This is a genomic window from Streptomyces sp. NPDC048504, from assembly GCF_043200035.1.
Classification (GTDB): domain Bacteria; phylum Actinomycetota; class Actinomycetes; order Streptomycetales; family Streptomycetaceae; genus Streptomyces.
The window spans coordinates 15583-36152 of sequence record NZ_JBICXA010000032.1 but is presented as its reverse complement, the minus strand read 5'-3'; the positions used below and the strand labels follow the sequence as shown (position 1 = coordinate 36152).

General features: G+C 68.6%; 12 protein-coding genes and 1 pseudogene. 5 read left to right on the top strand and 8 right to left on the bottom strand.

What is annotated here, in order from left to right; genetic code table 11:
- Positions 1–113 precede the first annotated feature (113 nt).
- Complete coding sequence (locus ACGFY9_RS47770; RefSeq protein ID WP_393765271.1) at positions 114–461, top strand: ATP-binding protein; 348 nt, start codon at positions 114–116, stop codon at positions 459–461.
- A gap of 66 nt (positions 462–527) precedes the next feature.
- Positions 528–1022, top strand: a complete 495-nt coding sequence (locus ACGFY9_RS47765) for a hypothetical protein (protein ID WP_393765269.1) — start codon at positions 528–530, stop codon at positions 1020–1022.
- Between the two features lie 23 nt (positions 1023–1045).
- Here ACGFY9_RS47765 and ACGFY9_RS47760 read toward each other — a convergent pair.
- From ACGFY9_RS47760 to ACGFY9_RS47725, 8 genes and pseudogenes are all read right to left on the bottom strand, one after another.
- Positions 1046–1955: pseudogene (locus tag ACGFY9_RS47760) on the bottom strand (ROK family protein).
- Entirely contained in the window at positions 1952–3646 is a 1695-nt protein-coding gene (locus ACGFY9_RS47755; RefSeq protein ID WP_393765267.1) for a class I mannose-6-phosphate isomerase, read from the bottom strand. Before ACGFY9_RS47755 ends, ACGFY9_RS47760 begins: the two are co-directional and overlap by 4 nt.
- A gap of 30 nt (positions 3647–3676) precedes the next feature.
- A complete protein-coding gene (locus tag ACGFY9_RS47750) occupies positions 3677–4591 on the bottom strand; it encodes a carbohydrate ABC transporter permease (protein ID WP_393765265.1) in 915 nt (304 codons plus the stop codon).
- Positions 4588–5520: a carbohydrate ABC transporter permease gene (locus ACGFY9_RS47745; protein ID WP_393765263.1), complete on the bottom strand. Its 933-nt coding sequence runs from the start codon at positions 5518–5520 to the stop codon at positions 4588–4590. The genes ACGFY9_RS47750 and ACGFY9_RS47745 overlap by 4 nt, the downstream gene beginning before the upstream one ends.
- Positions 5517–6902 carry an ABC transporter substrate-binding protein gene (locus ACGFY9_RS47740; RefSeq protein WP_393765261.1) on the bottom strand — a complete coding sequence of 462 codons (1386 nt, stop codon included), beginning with the start codon at positions 6900–6902 and terminating at the stop codon, positions 5517–5519. The genes ACGFY9_RS47745 and ACGFY9_RS47740 overlap by 4 nt, the downstream gene beginning before the upstream one ends.
- 32 nt (positions 6903–6934) lie before the next feature.
- Positions 6935–8032, bottom strand: coding sequence for an enolase C-terminal domain-like protein (locus tag ACGFY9_RS47735; RefSeq protein WP_393765259.1), 1098 nt, complete (start codon positions 8030–8032; stop codon positions 6935–6937).
- Positions 8033–8082: 50 nt separating this feature from the next.
- Complete coding sequence (locus ACGFY9_RS47730) at positions 8083–11292, bottom strand: discoidin domain-containing protein (protein WP_393765257.1); 3210 nt, start codon at positions 11290–11292, stop codon at positions 8083–8085.
- A 193-nt stretch (positions 11293–11485) separates the two neighbouring features.
- Positions 11486–12247: a FadR/GntR family transcriptional regulator gene (locus ACGFY9_RS47725; protein ID WP_393765255.1), complete on the bottom strand. Its 762-nt coding sequence runs from the start codon at positions 12245–12247 to the stop codon at positions 11486–11488.
- A gap of 247 nt (positions 12248–12494) precedes the next feature.
- Between ACGFY9_RS47725 and ACGFY9_RS47720 the strand changes: the two genes are divergently transcribed.
- From ACGFY9_RS47720 to ACGFY9_RS47710, 3 genes are all read left to right on the top strand, one after another.
- Positions 12495–13481 (top strand): aldo/keto reductase, encoded by a 987-nt coding sequence (locus tag ACGFY9_RS47720; RefSeq protein ID WP_393765253.1) that lies wholly within the window; start codon positions 12495–12497, stop codon positions 13479–13481.
- 142 nt (positions 13482–13623) lie between these two features.
- Positions 13624–16722 (top strand): carbohydrate-binding protein, encoded by a 3099-nt coding sequence (locus tag ACGFY9_RS47715; protein ID WP_393765251.1) that lies wholly within the window; start codon positions 13624–13626, stop codon positions 16720–16722.
- 256 nt (positions 16723–16978) lie between these two features.
- A complete protein-coding gene (locus tag ACGFY9_RS47710; RefSeq protein ID WP_393765249.1) occupies positions 16979–20539 on the top strand; it encodes a choice-of-anchor D domain-containing protein in 3561 nt (1186 codons plus the stop codon).
- Positions 20540–20570 lie beyond the last annotated feature (31 nt).

The following is a 20570-nucleotide window of genomic DNA, read 5'->3' as shown; positions in this document are numbered from 1 at the left end:
TCCCTGGGCCGCAAGGCCCCGGCCGGCTCGTCTCCGGGAACCAACACCCGCGCCACAGCCATCTGTTCGGCCTGCCGGCGACCCCGGCGTCAGCCGGTCTGGCCCGCAGAACCGTGGACGAACTGCTCATCGCCTGGGGCGTCCGCGAAGTCGTCCGGGACAACGCTGTCGTCGTGACCTCCGAACTCGTCACCAACGCGCTCACACACTCCGCGAGTGACTGGATCGTCTGTGAGGTGCGGAGCACGGACGGAGTCCTCCGGATCGAGGTCGAGGACCAGAACCGCGGTCCCACGCTCCCGGTACCCGGTCGGCCCGGCCCCGACGACCAGGGCGGGCGCGGGCTCCTGCTCGTCGCAGAGCTCAGCAGCGACTGGGGAACGGCGGACATCCCGCACCGGTCCGGGCGGATCGTCTGGGCCGAACTGGCCACGGACGCCGACGAACCCGTCCCGCCCTGACGCCCGCCTGGCCGGCCCCAGCTCCCCGCCCGGCCCATCCCCCCACTCGGCCGAAGGGTCCCCCCCATGTACCGATCGCGCAGCCGCGACCCGATCCCGTCCTCCTCCGAACCGTTGGCTCACAGCTTCACTCCACCCCCGAATCCCGCCGAGCCGCCGACGCACGACCGCATCGCGTCCGGACGCCTGGTGATCCCCGCGCCGTTACGCGCAAACCTCGGATACGACGCCGTGGGCATGCCCCGGGAACACGGGGAACGCATCCTGGACCATGTGCAGCGTGTCGGCTGCATCTTCGCCGACGCCCGGCGCTGGTGGTGGATCGTGCCGGCCGGCTCGCACATCGGCGTCATCTGGCCGCCGTCCGTCAGCTATGCGATCGGCGCCCAGGTGGCCGACCCCTCCTGGACGAGCACCCGACCGAAACCGGGCCTGGAGCATCCCCGTCTGATCCATTCCCCCGAGACCGGGCAGCCCTACACGCCGCCGATACCCCTGTACTTCCTCACCTGCCGTGTCGCCGGCAGCCCTCCGCTCTGGTCGCTGGACGCGGCAGACTGACCAGCCGCAGCCGACGTCCGGGTTCAGGTGGTGCCGGGTGCCACCGCCGCGCGGGCCGCGCCCACCAGTGCGGCGTCCCCCGCGGAGCCGGCAGGCCGTATCGCACGAACTCCGGGAGGCAGTGGATCCGCGCGGGTGCGCGGGGAGTCCGGTGTCCAACCCCCAGTCACGAGACCGGTGGACAGGGCGGGGGCGACGAGGTCCCAGGAGCGGGCCATGGAGCCTCCGACGACCAGGGCGGTCGCGCCGAAGCCCACCATGCGCGGGCCCAGTACGAGGCCCAGTCCGGTGAAGGCCTCGTCCAGTACCCACCGGGCCCGCTCCTCCCCGGCCCGGGCTCGTCCGGCGATGTCGCTCACGTCGGCGGCGGGGTCGCCGTAGCGGGCGAGGATCGCGCGGCGGGAGACGGTGTCCTCCAGCGGCCGGCCGTCGATCTCGGTGAGGTCCATCCGTCCCTCGGGCGGTATGCCGGGACCGGTGTCGCAGATGCGGCCGTCGGCGAGGAAAGCCGAGCCGACACCGGTGCCGAGCGTGATGCCCACGGCGCGGCGGTGCCCGCGGACAGTGCCCGCGGACCACTCGCCGGTCAGGAAGGCGTGGGCGTCGTTGAGGAACACGACGTCGCCGGGGCGCTGTGGTAGTTCGTGGAGAAGTGCTCGCCGCACGTCCATCCCGTACAGGGCGTCGAACTTGCCCACGCCCTTGAAGAGGGCGATCCCTTGCGTAGTCGAACGGCCCGGGCACCGCCACGCCCCACCGCGCACCAGGATGCACCGGCAGTCCGTCGGCGCAGCGGCGTACGGTGCCGAGAACGGCTTCGGCGTCGCCGTGCGCGTCGAGCGGCTCGCGCGTACGGCTGGTGACACGGCAGTCGCGCGGGTCGACGAGCGCCGCGGTGACATGGGTGCCGCCGATCTCCAGGACAGGGATCAACGGACCAACGCCTTCACGACACGCACCGGGCCGCCTGGTGCTGCTCGCAGGGTGTAACGGCCTACCGCGGCCGGTACGGTGAGCGTCTCCGCATACGAGAGTTCGTGCCGGTCTCCGGCCGCCGTGTGCACCGTGACGCCGTCCCCTTCCACCACGTTCAGGATGTGGAACCGCCCCTGCGTGTCGTCGGCCGCCTCGGCCCCGGCGTCGAGGACGAACCTCCTGACCTCGTAGAACATCTCGGCCAGCGCGCCGATGACCTCCTCCCGCCAACCGGTGCCCTCGCGCAGGGTGCGCGGCCTTTGCACCAGGTCACGGGCGACGGCCTCCCCGCGTCGTCCGGTCTCCAGGTTCGCGAACCCGTGCTCGTAGGGGAGGGGGCGCGCGTTGCCGTCGGTACCGGGCCGCAGCCAGTCGTAGAACCTCAGGCTGTACAGATAGGGGGTGGCGCTGATCTCCAGCACGAGGTTGCCCGCGCCGCTGGCGTGCGGGGTGCCCGCCGGGATCATGAACAATTGGCCCTGCTCGGCGGGGAAGGTCAGGACGTGGTCCTCGGGGTTCATCGGTACTCCGTCGGCGATGGACCGTTCCACCTCCTTGCGGAAGACGTCCACGTCGGCGTTCTCGCGCAGGCCGAGGAACACCTTGGTGCCGGTGCTGCCGAGGGTCAGGTAGTACGTCTCGTGCTGGGTGTACGCCCAGCCGAAACGCTCGCGCATGTACGGCTCCTTGGGGTGGCAGTGCACGGAGAGGCTGCCGCCGCCGACGGTGTCCAGGTAGTCGAAGCGGATCGGGAAGGATGTGCCGAAGCGGGCGTGCGCCTCAGCCCCCAGCACGCTCAACGGTTCGAGCACGCACAGGAGTTGGAACGGCACCTCGGCCTGAGCCTCCGGTCCGGTGCCGATGAGGATGCCGGCCTCGGGTGCGATCAGTTCGTAACCGAGCGCGGTGTTGGGGGAGTCGGGGTTGAAGCCGAGCTCGCGCTGTGCCCAACGGCCGCCCCAGGGCGTGGAGTTGAAGTACGGGCGGGTACGGACCGGCTTGCGGGCCAGGGCGGCGTACGTGGCGCGCAGGCCCGCTCCGTCGATCCACGCCGGGTGGTCGGGGCGCTGCATGTCGAGCCAGGCGTCGAGGTGGGGTGCGAGTGCGTCGCGGTGCCGGTCGATCATCGGCCAGTCGATGTAGAAGAGCCGCCTGAAGCCGGGCTTCTCGTCCGGCAGTCCGAGGTTGGCGCCCGGCTCACCCGCTCCGACGGCGGCCTCCGCGCAGCGCTTGGGCACATCGGCGTACCAGAGCAGGTCGTGCTCGACGAGGGCGGCGCCGGGGCCGTAGACGAGGAGGAGTCCTGCCTGTGGTGGTGCGGGTGCCGGGAGGGTCTCGAAGAGGTCGTCGAGGGAGTTGTCGGCGAGTTTGCGGAAGTAGGGGTCGGTGGCGTCCGCCGGATGTTCGGTACGGCTTCTGACGCGCGCCGGCGGTGCGTAGTGGCTCCGTATGTCGAGCAGGGTGACGGGGGTGCCGCGGCCGGTCAGCTCGTGTGCGAGGCGGTCAGCGAGGAGGGACCAGTCGACGGACGGAGGTCCCTCGATGGCCAACACCGCTGGGCCGTCGGGGAGTTGGGAGGCCACTGCCTGCCATCCGGTGCGGAGGACGGCCTGTGGGGCGGGGGCGTAGCGCGGATCGAGCCGGTACACACGGACTCCTCTGCAGACAGGGGGCGGCGCTCATTCCTTGCTCGATCCGGCGAGCATCCCGGACACCAGGGTGCGCTGGGAGAAGAGGAAGAGCACCAGGACAGGAAGGATGGCGACGACGATGGCCAGGGCCAGTTCGGGGATGGTGATGTTCAGGCCGGCGCCGGCGACGGGGTTGAACGACGGTGTGGAGGTGAGGAGTTGGTTCAGGCCCACCTGGACGGGGAACTGCTCGCTGTTCGGCAGGACGAGGTAGGGCAGGAAGAAGTTGTTCCAGTTGCCCACGAAGCTGAAGAACGCGACCAGTCCGACGACCGGCTTGGCGAGCGGGAGCGCGATGCGCGCGAAGAGCTGCCACTCCGTGCAGCCGTCGATGCGCGCGGCGGACAGCAGGTCCCTGGGGAGGCTGCTCCCGAAGTAGATGTAGACCAGGTACACGCCGAACGGATAGAAGGAGAAGGGGAGTATCACCGACCAGATCGTGCCGATGAGGTGGAAGCGGTTGAGCTCCAGGAAGATCGGCAGCACCAGGGTGGCCTGCGGCATGATCATGGTGACCAGGGTGATCACGAGGAGTGCCTTGCGGCCCCGGAACTTCGTCAGCGCCAGCGCGTAGCCGGCCGGAACGCTGACGGCCAGCGTCAGGACGAGCGAACCGCCCGAGTAGATGGCCGAGTTGAGCAGCCACCTCGTCATGGCGCCGTCCTGGAAGGCGAACAAGTGCCGCCAGGCCGTGCCTATTTGATGGAACGAACCGAAGGAGAGCGGGTTGTCCCGCACCACTTCGCCGGCCGTCTTCGACGGTGCCAGCAGCAGCCAGATCACCGGCAGCACGAAGAACACCAGGAGAAAGGCCAGGAGGAGCCCAACGACCAGGAATGGGAGGCTCCTTGACGGGCGGACGCGTCGCCTCACGGCCGTCAGGAAGAGAGTCGTCTGTGTCATTTCTCGTCCAACGTGAACAGGTTCGAGCGGGCGACCAGGAGACCGGCGGCGAGGAGACCTACGGCGAGGAGGACGACGGAGATGGCGGCGGCGCCGTTGAAGTCGCCCTGCTGGAAGGCGTAGACGTAGGCCAGTTGGTTGGGTGACCAGGTGGGGCTCACCCTGCCGAGGCTGGCGGTCTGGAGCAGTTGGGGTTCGACGAACAACTGGGTGCCCGTCGCGAAGGCCATGATCGCCATGTAGACGATCCACTGCCGGATCATCGGGATCTGGATGTGCCAGGCGGTGCGCCACGGGCCCGCGCCGTCCATGCGGGCCGCTTCCAGGACCTCGTCGGGGATGTTGTTCAACGCCCCGTACATCACGACCATCCAGCCTCCGGCGCCGGTCCAGAAGGCGATCAGCATGAGGATCAGCGGCAGGTTGCCGGGCGCCAGGACGGCGGCGAACGTCTTGAACCCCAGGGCGGTGAGCAGCCACGACACCGGGCTGACGTCGGGGTCCAGCATGAACAGCCAGACCAGTACGCTCGCCACTCCGGCGAGGGCGCCGGGGATGTAGTAGAGGAAGCGGAAGAGCGCCGAGGTGCCTGGCCGCACGCGGCTGCGCAGGACCACGGCGGTCAGCACGACCAGGACGACGAGCGTCACCAGCCACATGACCAGATAGACCAGCATGTGGGTGAAGGCCGGGGCGAAGCGGTAGTCCTGGACGACCTTCACGAACTGGTTGAGTCCGGTGAACTGGCCCCGGTCGTTGGTGAGCGACAGATAGAACGCGTATCCGGTGGGAAAGACGCCGAACGCGAGCAGCAGCAGCGCGTATCCCGCGACGAAGAAGCAGCCCGCGCGACCGCGGCCCGTGCGCCGCGGCGTGGTGCCGCGGCGCACGGGGGAGACGGTGACGCGCTCGGTCTCCAGCAAGGTCACTGATCGACCACCTTGTAGCCCTGGGTCTTTGCCTCGCCGGCGATCTCCCGCTGCCAGGCCGGCAGCGTCTCGGTCAGGCTCTTTCCGGCGGTCAGGGCCGGGAGTACGACGCTGGACCAGGCGGTGGAGTCCGAGAACCTGGTGTTCGACCAGCCGGTCCACACCTCGTTCGCGGCCTGCTCGAACGGCCCGCTCACATCATTGGCGAAGTAGTCCTTGTTGGCCGGGTTCGCCAGCCACGCCTTCGCTGCCTGCGTGTAGGCCGGATAGGTCGGCGCGGTCGCCTGGTTCGCGTCGGAGGTGGTCAGCCAAGTGACCAGGTCCGAGGACGCCTTGAGGTTGGCGCTGTGCGAGGACACCATCCACACGCCGCCGCCTACGTTGCCCGTGGCGGCCGTGCTCTCTCCCTGCCAGGTCAGAGGGGGAGCCGCGGCGATCTGCTTGGCCGGGGTCTTGAAGCCGGCCTTGAACAGGTACTGGCCGTACCACGAAGGGCCGTACGCCATAAGGACTTTGGAGCCGCTGTTCTTGGCGAAGCCCTGGCTGAAGAACCCCTGGGTGGCGATGGCCTTGGCGCTGATCAGGTGGTCCAGCAGTGTCGCCATCCGGGTGCACTTCGGGTCCTGGAGGTCGGTGCGCAGGGTGTCCGGCTTCGTCAGGCTGAACGCCGGGCACTGGCCCGACCAGAAGTACGACTCATGGGAGTTGGTGTCGCCGACCGAACCGACGAGGTAGCCGGGGTGCTCCTTGGCGACCTTCGTGCCGAGGGCCTCGTAGTCCTCCCATGTGGTGGGGACCTGGTAACCCCACTTGTCCATGAGGGACTTGTTGTACCAGAGGACGACCTGCGCGATGTCGTTGCGCATGCAGTAGGTGTGGCCGTTGAACTGACAGGGCGTCAGGGAGCCCTTGGCGAAGCCGTCCAGGGTGCTCTGCGGGACGAGCTTCTCGTCCAGGGGCGCGGCGAACGGCTGCGCGCCTGGCTTGGTGGCCTCCGACGCCCAGGTCACGTCCGTCGGCGTGCCGAACACCACGTCCGGCCACCCGCTGCCGGTCCTGTCGAACAGCTGCACCTTCGACTGCAGATACGTCGACCCGTCGGCGCCGCCGTCGTACGTGACGATCTTCATCCTCACGTCCGGGTGCGCCTTCTGGTACGCCTGCACCGACGGCAGCCGGGTCGAGTCGGCCCACACCGTTATCTGCGAACTCGCCTTCTGCGCAACCGGCTTGAACGCCGACTGCTTGGCGGCGGATGGGGTGGTGGTGTCGGCGCTGGCGCAGCCGGCCAGGGCGGCCGCGGTGGCCAGGGACAGCGTGACGGCGGCCGCGCGGAGCAGCGAGTGACGCCGGCCGGTTCTCGGAGATCGGGAAGACTCCATCGTCTTGCCTTGCCTTTCTGTTCTTGCGCCGCTCAGCGCGGTTGCTCGACGAACGGCAGGAGTTGGCTGCCGTAGCCGAAATCGAGGGGGAGGGCTATGCCGGGCCCCGTGGGGGCGTGCACCAGGCCCTGGTCGTCCACGTGGCGCTCTCGGACGACGTTCACCGAGGTCACCAGGGACTCGTAGTAGGTGGTGTTGGCGATGGCCATGCACAGGTGGTGGTTGGGGATGTCCGAACCGTGCACCTCGGCCCGCAGCCGGTAGGCGTCGGCGAGATGCGCGGTGCGCATGGCGCCGGTGATGCCGCCCCGGAGGGTGGTGCCGGCCCGGACGCCGAAGGTGGCGGCACCGGCCCGGATGAAGTCCGCAGCGTTCATGTGCGCACCGTCGGAGGTCTCGGCCACCAGAAGCGGTACGTCCACGGTCTCGGCGAGCCTCTGATAGGCGGAGATGCTGAACTCCCGCATCGGCTCCTCGTACCAGAGGTAGTCCGCTTCGGAGAGCGCCCGCCCCAGCCGGATCGCGTCGGGCAGGTCGAAGCCCGCCGAACCGTCGTACATGAGCGGGACGTCGGGACCGACGTGCTCGCGCAGGGCCAGGCACAGTTCCGCGTCACGGCGTGCGTCGCCCCAGGCGTGCAGTTTGATCCCGCGATATCCGAGGGCCAGGCACTGGTCCGCCACGTCGAGGAACTCCGTGATGCTCGCGAACGTCGAGGTGGAGGCGTAGGCGGGGATGGCGTCCCGGAAACCGCCGAGCAGGCGCCAGACCGGCTCGCCGTGGTAGCGGCCGGCCAGGTCCCACAGGGCGGTGTCGATCAACCCCAGGGTGGGGAGCGGGAGTTCGTGGATACGGTCCAGCTCCCACACCCGGTGCCACAGCCACTCCCGCTGGAACGGGTCGGCTCCGACCAGTTCCGCACGGAAGACCCGGCCGACCAGGTCCCGCAGGGTGGAGTGGGCGCCGGGGCGAGCGAACACCGCCACGCCCTCGGCTCCCTCGTCCGTCCCGATGTGCAGGACCGCGCCGTCGCCCACCGGAGCGCTTCCGCTCAGTCCGTCGCGCCAGCGGAAGGGCGGACTGGCTGCCGGAACATCGATCCGGTGCACTTCGACATGGGTGATCTTCATCCTGGCTTTCGTCTTCTGTAGGGGAACGTTTTGGCTGGGGAACCGCGTGCTCAGAAGCCGCCGTACGCCTGAAGCGCGTAGACGCTGCCGCCGTTCCCGCTGGAACCGGTGACGGTCAGGCGCAGGAAGCGTGCGGTGACGGGGGTGTCGGCGAAGGCGTAGTCGGTCCGCGCAGTGGTGTTCTCGGCTGTGTGGTCCTCGAACGTCGACCAGTTCTGGCCGTCGGTGGAGTACTCCAGGCGGTACTTGTAGCCGCTCGTCAACTCGAAAGTGGTGACCACGGCGGAGACGGCGGTGTCCTTGCCGAGGTCGACCTGGATCCAGGACGGGTCGGGCAGCCCCAGGCCCTGCGCCCAGCGGGTCGACAGATCGCCGTCGACCGCCTTCGCCGGGGTGTGGCCCTCCGACTCGGAGGACGCGGTCGCCGTCCTGTTCAGGGCCAGGTCGTTGTCGGCCGGGGTGGTCACCACCGCCGCCGGGCTGGGCGCGGAGGCGTTGAGTTCGGCGTCGCGTGCCACGACGGTGAAGGAGTATTCCGTGGCGGCGGTCAGTCCGGGGACCCGCAGGGTCGTGGCGTCGGTGACACCGATCCGCTTGCCGTCCTGGTAGACGACGTAGCTGGTCACGCCGGTGTCATCGGTGGCCGGGGGCCAACTCACGTCCACCAGGCCGGGCAGCAGCGGCTTGACCGTGGGCTGTCCGGGAGCGGTCGGGGCCGTGTGGTCCGTGACGGTCCTCGGGGTGCCGTAGACCTGGAAGTCGTAGATGCTGCCGCCGTTCCAGCTGGAGCCGGTGACGGTCAGTCGTACGAAACGGCCCGCGACCGGAGCGTCCGTGTGGGCGTAGTCGGTCGCCGCCGTGGTGTTCGCGGCGGTGCGGTCCGCGAGGGTCTTCCAGCGGACCTCGTCGGGGGAGACCTCGATGCGGTACTTGTAGCCGCTTGCCTTCTCGAAGGTGGTGATCGCGCCGTTCACGTCGTACGACGCACCGAGGTCGACCTGGATCCAGGACGGGTCGGGCAGGCCGAGGCCCTGGGCCCAGCGGGTGGAGCGGTCTCCGTCGACCGCCTTTTCCGGGGTGTTGGCCTCCGAGTACGACGAGGCGGTGATGGGCTTCTTGAGGGCGAGATCCGTGCCCGACGGCATGGTGACGCGGAGGGTCGGGCTGGGAGCGGACTCGTTGCCGGCGGCGTCACGGGCGGTGATGTGGAAGGCGTACGTCTTGCCGGCGGTCAGGCCCGGGAGGCGCACCGAGGTGTTGCCCGTGGCGCTGACGAGCTTGCCGTCGCGGTAGACGGAGTAGCCGGTGACGGCGATGTCGTCGGTGGACGCGGGCCAGGTGAGGTCCGCGATCGTCGGGAAGTCGGTGACCGCGCTCGGAGCGCCGGGGCTGCTGGGTGCCTGGTGGTCCGTGACGGCGGGGTCCGGGTCGAGGTGGCGGTAACTCGGTTGCAGGCCCGCGTTGTTGACGATGGAAGCCGGCAGTTGGGCGCAGGAACCCACGGTGGTGTTGCCGGTGATGGTGCTGCCCGTGCTGTTGGCCTGGGTGGAGTAGGCGGGCTGGGTGGTGAAGTTGCCGGTGGCGTCGATGTCCATGCCGTGGTTGAGGAACAGCCACTGGTAGGCGACGTCGCACAGGGCGTTGCCGGTGTTCGTCCAGTACCGGCTGCCTTCGTCGTGGTAGATCGCGCCGTAGGCGGGCGGTGGTGTGCCGTGGATGTAGTTGCCGGACACCACACCGCCGGGGTTGGAGCTCAGCGTGTAGATGGCGCCGCCGTCGGCCTGCGACTTCATGATGTCGTAGATCTCGTTGTCCGTGACCTTGGTGTCACGGCTGGTCGTGGGGGTGTCCCAGATCGGAACGCCCAGATTTCCGGGGTAGTTGGTGTCCCCGCCCTGGTCGGTGAGGCCCCAGCCCCAGCCGACGGAGATGCCGGTGTAGGGCAGGTCGTAGACCTTGTTGTGGGTGATCGTGGTGTGGTCGGTGTAGCCGGCCAGGATGCCGATGGAGCCGTTGTACTGATCGGCGACCTTGGTGACGACGTTGTTGGCGACCCTGGTGTCCTTGGTGATGTCCCGGGGGTCGTCGGGGTGGGCGTCGATCACGTCGACCCCGCCTATCTGGATGCCGGTGGCGGCGATCTGGCGGAAGACGTTGCCCGTGATGTCGGTGCCCTGCGTGCCGGTGTTCAAGTTCAGCCCGACCGCGCCGAGATGGGTGAAGGTGTTGCCCTCGAAGCCGATGCCGTGGCCGTAGGAGACGTTGACGGCGCCGGGCGTCTTCTGCCACTTCAGGCGGGTCGCGTCGAAGTCCGGGTCGTTGCCGACCATCCGGAAACCGGCCTGGCCCTCGATGAGCCCCTCGGAGGAACTGGGCGCTAGCCAGGTCGAGTTGGAGAAGGTGATGCCCTGGAAGGACACGTTGCTCACCGGGGCGGTCCTGGTGCCGTTGAGGTCCACCAGGTCCTGCACCAGCGGCACGGTGACGTTCGCGGTGGACAGGTTCTGGCCGGCCTTGGGCATGTAGTAGATCTCGCCCGCGCCCTTGTCCAGGTACCACTCACCGGGGGTGTCCAGCAGCTCGCGGGCGTTCTCCAGCCAGGTCGGGTTCTGGATCTCCTGGCCCTGCTGGAGATGCGCGTTGTGCCAACAGGGCTGCTGCATCGTCATCTTGTTGTCGGCGATCGACTGCACGGGGCAGCGCATCAGCTTCCAGCCCCAGGAACTGACGACCTCCAGGTCCGAGGGACGCTTGTACGCGTTGAGACCGGAGTCCGTGAAGGCGTAGCCGGTGGACGTCTGGCTGAACCCGGCGGGGTTCTTGCCGCTGCGTGCCCGGGTCTCCAACTCGCCGTCCACATAGAGCTGGCGGGTGTCGATGTCGCCCACCTTGGCCTTGTAGACCTGTCCCGCGCTGTCGGCCGGAACCCAGCCGGTTATCTGCTTGCCTCCGCTGATCACCGGGTGCGCGCCGGGGGCGGCCTCGTAGAAGATCCGGTGCCCGTTGGTGCCGGAGTCCCGGGCGGTCAGGGTGAAGGTACGGCTGAGCTGGTAAGTGCCGGACATGAGCCGGACACGGATGTCGCCCTTGGCCTTCTGCTTGACGTCGCGTACGTAGTCCCGTGCGTGGTCGAGGGTCTTGAAGGGGTGGGCGGCGGTTCCCGATCCCACGTCCCGGCCGGTCGGAGCGACGTAGATGTTCAGGTCCTGCGGCGGGGGAGCCGCCTGGGCCGGCACGGCGTTCAGCAGGGCGGCTGCCATCGCGGCCACGGTGAAGGCGGCCGGGAAACTTCTTCGCAGCGGCGTGAAAGCGCCCCTGCGCGCAGACGGATGAGACACACCTATCCAATCGCCTGAGGGAGGTTGATACCTGCAAGTCCCGGTCGTCCACCGGGACTTGAGGGCGTCGGGCGGCCCGATCGCTGTGCCGTGACACACGCGGGGCCGGCCGGATCTAGGAGGTCGGTGCCTCCGGGGCGGGCGGTTGAGCCCCGGGACTGAACAGCCGGTCGCGAATCTTGTTCTCGAACTGGCTCTGGGTGGTGCCGATGTGCTCCACCATCAGCCGCTCCGCGAGATCGGCCGCCCCCGCGGCGACCGCCTCCGCTATGGCCACATGCTGGTGTGCGGCGACTTCCAGCGATCCGGGCACGTCACCGTGGAAGAGCAGCACGTCGGACTGGGACGCCAGGCGCCGCACGCCGGCGACGCTCGCCCTGAGGAACACGTTGTGCGAGGCGGCGCCCACCGAGTCGTGGAAGGCCGCGTCCGCCTTGGCGAAGGTGTCCACGTCGTTCATCGTGGCCGCCGTCAGGGAACTCTCCGCGCTCTCCCGGATGGCCCGGACCTCGATCGGGGTGGCGTGGGAGGCGGCACGGCGTGCTGTCTCCGACTCGATCACCTTGCGGTAGTCCAGGAGCATGCGGACGTCTTCCATGCCGGTCGGCCGGAAGTGCGAGAGCTCGTCGTCCAGCAGCCCGCCGACCGAGGCGGCGACGAAGATGCCGGCGCCTCGCCGCACAGTGAGCCGGCCGATGGCGGCCAGAACCTTCACGGCCTCGCGGGTGACGTTGCGTGACGCTCCCAGGATCTGGGCCAGGCCCTGCTCGGTGGGGAGGCGGTCGCCGGGGCGCAGGTTCTGCTGGGCGATGTACTCCAGCAGTTGTTCCGCGACCAGTTCATATCCCGGACGGTAGGCCGGTGTTGAGTCACCCAAGGCGAACCCCTCTTGCGTCACGAATGAATCAGGTTAATTTTCCGGGGCCAATATGGCACTGCCGTTGCGAGTTGGGAAGAGATCGGACGGATCTCGGTATGCAGCCCTGAAAAGATGCCGACAAAATCTGATCAACTACGCATATCAGCCAAGCCGTTGCGTGAAATGGATCCCATCCTTAAGGTCCTGCCTGCCAGATGAAGCAGATCCTTCTCAAGGCGGCGAGGGCCGTGGAAGCGGGAATCCCGTGAAGACACGCCCACTCGGCCGTACGAGCGTCCAGGTCGGCACGGTGGGATTCGGCGCCGCCCCCATCGGCAATCTCCACAGCCCGATCGACGACTTCCAGGCGCAAGCCACCCTCGGTGCCGCCTGGGACGCAGGGGTGCGCTACTACGACACCGCCCCGCACTACGGCCTCGGACTGTCCGAACGGCGGCTCGGCGACGCCCTCGCCCACCGTCCACGCGCGGAGTTCACCGTCTCCACCAAGGTCGGCCGACTCCTGGAACCCCACCCGGCACCCACCGGATCCGACCTGACGGCAGGCGGCTTCGCCGTACCCGACACGCTGGTCCGCCGCCCGGACTACTCACGGGACGGTGTACTGCGAAGTCTGGAAGGCAGCCTGGAGCGCCTGCGGCTGGACCGTGCGGACATCGTCTATGTCCATGATCCCGACGATCACCTGGATGCCGCCCTCGGCCATGCCCTGCCCGCGTTGACCGCTCTGCGCGACCAAGGTGTCATCGGCGCCGTCGGTGTCGGCGCGAACACGGTCGCCCCGCTGCTGCGCGTCGTCGCGGAGGCGGAGGTCGACGCCGTGATGGTGGCCGGGCGGTGGACCCTTCTCGACCGCACCGCCCGCCCCTTGCTGGACGCGTGCGCCGAGCGCGGGGTCGCGGTGGTGGCCGCCGCCCCGTTCAACTCCGGTCTGCTCAGCCGTCCTTACCCCTCAAGTGACGCCACCTTCGACTACGGCCCCGCCTCGGAATCGGCACTGCGTCGTGCCCGGCTCCTCGCCGGGGTGTCCGCTCGGCACGGCACCGCACTCCCGCACGCCGCCCTGCGGTTTCCGCTGCGCGACCCCGGAGTGGCCTGTGTGGTCGCGGGTTTCCGTACCCCTGAGGAGGTCGGGTCCGCTGCCCGCTGGGCCGCCACCGAACTGACCGAGGAGGCATGGCTTGACCTCGACACGGCAGCCGCGCGGGCGGCGGAAGTCCCGCCACTGTGACGTCAGTGAATTGCGTATTTATGCAAGTAACTTGCAGTAGCTTGCGTATTTCATTCTTTACTTCGTCGGAATCTAGCGGGGTCGATGGGGTCTCTGTACGGTCGGGGCGCCGGTCTCCCCCCACTCCGTGAAGGAGCCTCACATGCTGATGATCCTCAGACCCCGGCAACTGGCGGTGGCCGTCGCCGCGGTCGGTGCGCTGTGCGTGTCCGCCTTACCGGTCGCCGCCACACAGCAGGCGCCGCCGGCCAAGGCCGTGGCGAGCGCGGCGGTGGGTGCGACGACGCCGTTCTCGGTCTATGAAGCCGAGGGGGGAACTCCCGGCGGCGGCGCGGCTGTTCGGTCGCTGACCTCGGCGCCGACGACGCAGTACTCCAGCGCCGTCCTGGAGGCGTCCGGTCATTCCTATGTCCACCTGGGCGACACGGGCCAGTCGGTGCAGTGGACGAACACCACCGGGCAGCCGATCTCCTTCCTCAACGTCCGTGCCGGCATCCCGGATTCGGCATCCGGCGGCGGTGTCACCGGCACGCTGAACCTGTACGTCAACGGGGTGTTCCGGCAGGCGCTGAACCTCAACTCCCGGCAGAGCTGGGTGTATGAGGGCAACGGCAACTACAACACGAGCGACGACCAGAACCCGGCCGACGGTGACCCGAGGGTCTTCTGGGACGAGTCGCACGCCTTCGTCACCGGGGCCCCGATCCCGGCGGGCGCCACGTTCTCGCTGCGGAAGGACTCCGACAGCAGCGCGTCCTTCTACGACGTGGACTCCGTCGACGTCGAGAACCCGCCGGCGCCGCGGCCGCAGCCGGCCAACTCGATCTCGATCACGAGCTGTGGCGCGGTGGCGGACAACACCCCGACCAACGGCGCGGCCGACAGTCAGTCTGTGGACAGCCGGGCCGCCATCCAGAACTGCATCGACCAGGCCGAGCAACAGGGAAAGATCCTGTGGATCCCGCAGGGCACCTTCTACGTGAAGGGGACGGCAGGACTGAACGCACAAGGGATCACCATCGCGGGCGCGGGCCTCTGGTACAGCACGGTCTACCGTGACGTCCCGGTCCCCAACTCCACACCGCTGGCAGCCCTGTTCGACCTGACCTCCTGCACTGTGCGCGACTTCCACATCGACGCCAACGCCGTCAGCCGGAGCACCATCGGCGGGGACGGCGGCGCGATGGATACCACCGGCACCGACTGGTCGGCCGACGGCATCTGGACCCAGCACACCATGTCCGGCTTCTGGGCCTCCGGCACCGGCGGAACGGTCAAGAACAGCAGGCTGACGTCGATCTGGGCCGACGGGATCAACGTCAACAACGTGTCGCTGGGCGCGGACACCGGCAACGACCTGACGGTCACCAACAACTTCGTCCGTGGCACCGGGGACGACGCGATCGCCATCAACTCGGTGGCGTACAACACCAACAGCGACGGTTCCCAGACCCACTACAACCCGATGACCGATGTCACCGTCAGCGGCAACACCTCGATCGCGCCCTGGGGCGGCAAGGGCATCGGGATCTACGGCGGCAGCGGCCACCAGGTCAAGGACAACTACATCAGCGACACCGCCCGTTACATCGGCCTGGGCGCCGGACGCTTCGGCGTCAACGGCAGCGACCTGCTGTCCGCGACCGTGACCGGCAACACCGTGGTCCGCTCCGGCGGCAACGCCTACAGCCAGGGCCAGCCCGCCCTGCACATCGGCAACGGCGGTGACGGCCAGAACACCGGGACCGTCGACAAGGTCACGGTGACCGGCAACACCGTCACCGACTCCCTCTACGACGGGATCGCCTTCTCCGCCTCCACCAACACCCTGCTGCAGGACAACACCGTCAGCGGCCCCGGCCGCAACGGCATCGCGATCTCGCCGCCGTTCTATCCCGCGCCCACCGGCTCCGCGACGATAACCGGCAACACCGTCACGGGACTTGGCGCAGGCACCTCGGCCTTCGTCAACAACTCCACCGGATTCGTGGCCACGTTGAGCGACAACCACTGGCCGCCGCCCGCTCCCGAGGGCCCCTACGGCGGCACCCCCGCCGCGGTGCCCGGCACAGTTCAGGCGGAGGACTACGACACCGGCGGCCAGGGCGTCGCGTACAACGTCACCTCCGTCAACGGCAACGCCAACTCCTACCGCGCCGACGGCGTCGACCTCGACAACACCTCGGACACCGGCGGCGGTTACAACCTCGGCTGGACCAGCGCCGGGCAGTGGTTCCGCTACACGGTCGACGTCGCCACGGCCGGCACCTACACCCTCGACCTGCGCATCGCGGCCCCGTCCGCGGTGCCCGGCGCGCTGCACCTGTCGGACGCCTCCGGTACGAACCTCACCGGTGCCGTCGACCTGCCCGCCACCGGCGACTGGCAGACCTGGGGCACCGCGACCACTCAGGTGACCCTGCCCGCCGGTCGGCAGACTCTGACGCTCGATCAGGACAGTGGCGGCTGGAACATCAACAACTTCGCCTTCGCTACGGGGAGTAGCGCACCGTCGGCCACCCTGACCGCGTCTCCGGAGTCACTGACCTTCGCCGACCAGACGGTGAACACGACCAGCGCCGCACAGACCGTCACCGTCACCAACTCCGGTGCCGCCACTGCCTCCTTGACCGGAATCACCGTCGAAGGCGACTTCTCCCAGTCCAACACCTGCGGCAACTCCTTGGCAGTGGGGGCGAGTTGCATGGTCTCCGTCACCTTCACACCCACCGCCTCAGGCACCCGCACCAGCACCCTCACGTTGACCGGCAACCAGTCCAACAGCCCCACCACGGTGGCCCTTTCGGGTTCTGGCACCGAGCCCGCGAACACCAACCTCGCCGCCGGCAAGCCCACCAGCGAGTCCAGCCACACCGACGTGTACCCGTCGTCGAACGTCACGGACGGCAACCAGAACTCCTACTGGGAGAGCGCCAACAACACGTTCCCGCAGTGGGTCCAGGTCGACCTCGGCTCGGCCCGGAGCGCCTCCCGCGCGGTCCTGCAACTGCCCGCAGCCTGGGGGCCCCGCACCCAGACCCTGGCCCTGAGCGGCAGCACCGACGGCAGCACCTTCAGCACCCTGAAGGCCTCGGCCGCCCACACCTTCGACCCGGGCACCAAGAACACCGTGACGCTCACCTTCCCCGCCTCCATCGAGCGCTACTACCGCGTGACCATCACCGCCAACACCGGCTGGCCCGCAGGCCAGTTGTCCGAATTCCAGGTCTGGGCCGCCTGACCCTGCCCTCTTCCCGCTGACCCCACCCTCCCCACGGTGCCGCCGGACATCCCGTCCGGTGGCACCTTCGCGTGTGCGGACATCTGAGATCTTGCGGGATCCAAATTTGTTTGTTGCAAAGCTCTGTCGAGATATTGCGTGATCATGTCAACGATATTACGGTCCCCCATGCATCGGCACCGCCCCCCCGTCTCCCCTCCCTCTCCGGCGGCACCAGCGCGACAGTTCCGGCATTTCATTACGTAAGGAGTGGCACGTGTTCCATTCCATCCGAGATCTGAGACGAGCCCTCGTCTGGGTGGTCAGCACCGTGATGCTGGCCGCCGTAGGCGTCTTCGCTCTGGCTGTCCCACCCGCCGCGGCGGCGTCCACCGCAACCGGCGGCAGCGGCGCGAGCCTGCCGTACGTCGAGGTGCAGGCGGAGAACTCCGCCACCAACGGCTCGGCCATCGGCCCGAGTTACACCGCGGGCCAGCTGGCCGACGAGGCGTCGTACCGCAAGGCGACGACGCTGCAGGGCACCGGCCAGTACGTCACGTTCACCACGCCGGTGGCGACCAACTCGATCAACTTCCGGTACAGCATCCCCGACACCTCGGGCGGCTCGGTCTACACCGCCGCGCTGTCGCTGTACGTGAACGGCGTCAAGCAACCCGACTTCACCCTGACCAACGCCTACAGCTGGTACTACGGCAGCTACCCCTTCACCAACACGCCGGGCAGCAACCCGCACCACTTCTTCGACGAGGCCCACCGGCTGTTCTCCACCACCTATCCGGCGGGCACGACCTTCAAGCTCCAGGTCGACGCGGGGGACACCGCCTCCTCGTACACGATCGACTTCGCCGACTTCGAGCAGGTCGGCGCCGCCCTGACCGCACCCTCCGGGGCGGTGTCGGTGACCAGCAAGGGCGCCGACGCGACCGGTGTGGCCGACGCGACCAGCGCGTTCAACGCCGCGATCAGCTCCGCGGGCCCCGGCGGCACCGTGTGGATCCCGCCGGGCACCTTCAACATTCCCGGCCACATCAGCGTCAACAACGTCACGATCGCCGGCGCCGGCATGTGGTACTCGACCGTCACCGGCACGGCCCCCGGCTTCTACGGCAACTCCGCGCCCAACGCGAGCACCGACGTGCGCCTGCAGAACTTCGCGATCTTCGGCAACGTGCAGGAACGCGACGACAGCGCCCAGGTCAACGGCATCGGCGGCGCGATGAGCGACTCGACCGTCTCCAACCTGTGGATCGACCACATGAAGGTCGGCGCCTGGATGGACGGGCCGATGGACGGCCTGACGTTCACCGGCATGCGCATCCGTGACACCACCGCGGACGGCGTCAACTTCCATGGCGGGGTCACCAATTCGAAGGTGACCAACAGCGACATCCGCAACACCGGCGACGACGGCATCGCCACCTGGGCGGACTCCGGCATCGGTGCCGACGCCAACGACACGATCTCCAACAACACGGTGTCCCTGCAGATCCTCGCCAACGCCATCGCGATCTACGGCGGCCACGACAACACCGTCAGCGGCAACCGCGTGGTGGACACCGGCATCGCCCAGGGCGGCGGCATCCACGTGGGGCAGCGCTTCACGTCGACGCCGGTCGGTACCACCACGATCTCCGACAACACCATGGTCCGGGCCGGCAGCCTCGACCCCAACTGGCAGTTCGGCGTGGGCGCGTTGTGGTTCGACGGCAGCCAGGGCGCGATCACCGGCCCGATCAACGTGACCAACGCGCTGATCCAGCAGAGCCCTTACGAAGCGGTCCAATGGGTCGAGGGCACCATCAGCGGGGTCAACCTCAACAACGTGACCATCGCCGGCACCGGAACCTTCGCCCTCCAGGAACAGACCGGCGGCGCCGCCAAGTTCACCAACGTCACGGCCACCGGCGTCGGTTACTCGAACCCGGTGTACAACTGCTCGGGCGGCAACTTCGTCATCACCGACGGTGGCGGCAACTCCGGTATCAGCGGCACGCCGTACTGCGGCGGCTGGCCCGCTCCGGTCTACCCGCCCTATCCGTCCGAGGGTGTGACGGCCACGCCCGGCGCGCTCAACTTCGGTTCGGTGGCGACCGGTTCGACGAGCGCCGCGCAGACCGTGACGGTCTCCAACCCGACCAACACCGCCGCGTCCGTCTCGTCGATCTCGACCAGCGGCGACTACGCCCAGACCAACACGTGCGGTTCGTCGATCGCGGCGAACGGCTCGTGCACCGTCAGCGTGAAGTTCTCGCCGACGGCGACCGGCAGCCGTAACGGCACGCTCACCGTCAACGCGGGCGGGACCACCAGCACGGTCAGCCTGTCCGGTACCGGCACCGTTCCGGGCCCGGTGCTGAACACCGACCCGGCGAGCCTGTCCTTCCCGGCCACGGTGGTCGGCTCGTCGGCCACCGCGCAGACGGTGACGGTGACGAACTCGGGCACCGCGTCGGCGACCGTCTCGGCCGTCGCGGCGACCGGTGACTTCAGCCAGACCAACAACTGCTCCACCCTCGCGGTCGGCGCGTCCTGCACGGTGACCGTCGGCTTCAAGCCCACCACGGGCGGATCGCGCGCGGGCACCCTGACCGTCACCAGCAACGCCAACAACAGCCCAACTGCCGTATCCCTGACCGGCAGTGGCATCGACAGCACCACCAACATCGCCGCCGGGCGTCCCGCGTCGGCGAGTTCGAGCAGCAGTCCGTACGTCGCCTCGAACCTCACCGACACAGACGCGTCGACGTACTGGGAGGGCACGCTCGGTTCGTTCCCGCAGTGGGCCCAGGTCGACCTCGGCCAGAACTACGGCGTCGGCAAGGTGGTGCTCAAACTCCCGCCGGCGACGGCGTGGTCGGCCCGTACGCAGACCCTGTCGGTGCAGGGGTCCACGGACGGCTCCAGCTTCTCCACGATCAAGGCCTCGGCCGGGTACACCTTCGACCCGAGCGCCAACGGCAACACCGTGACCATCACGTTCAGTTCGGCCACCGCGAGATACGTGCGGGTCAACATCACCGCCAACACGGGCTGGAACGCTGCCCAGTTGTCGGACTTCGAGGTGTTCCCGAGCAGCGGCGGCTCCTCACCGGCGACCCTGTCGGCCGACCCGACGTCGTTGTCGTATGCCACTCAGGCCCTCAACACCGCCAGCAGCGCGAAGACGGTCACGGTGATCAACTCCGGTACGTCGGCGGCGACCGTCTCCGGTATCACCGTCACGGGCGACTTCGCGCAGACCAACACCTGTGGTTCGTCGATCGCGGCGGGTGCCTCCTGCACGGTGAGCGTCACGTTCACACCCACCGCGTCCGGCACCCGCGTCGGTGATCTCAGCATCGCCAGCAACGCGTCGAACGGCACAACGACGGTCGCGCTGACCGGAGTCGGCGCCGGCACGGTGAGCAGGAACCTGGCGGCAGGCGCGGCCACCACCGAGTCCAGCCACACCGACGTGTACGCGTCGTCGAACGTCACGGACGGCAACCAGGGCACCTACTGGGAGAGCGCCAACAACGCCTTCCCGCAGTGGGTCCAGGTGGACCTCGGTTCAGCGCAGAGTGCGAGCCGGGTCGTCCTCCAGCTCCCCGCGACCTGGGGCGCCCGCAACCAGACGCTGTCCCTGTCGGGCAGCACCGACGGCTCCTCCTTCAGCACCCTCAAGTCGTCGGCGACGTACACCTTCGATCCCACCACCAACAACACGGTCACCATCACGTTCACCGCGACCACCCAGCGATACCTCCGGGTGAACATCACGGCGAACAACGGCTGGCCGGCCGGTCAGATCTCCGAGTTCCAGGTCTGGAACAGCTGATACGGGCTGATGGTGCCGCCGGGCGTGAACG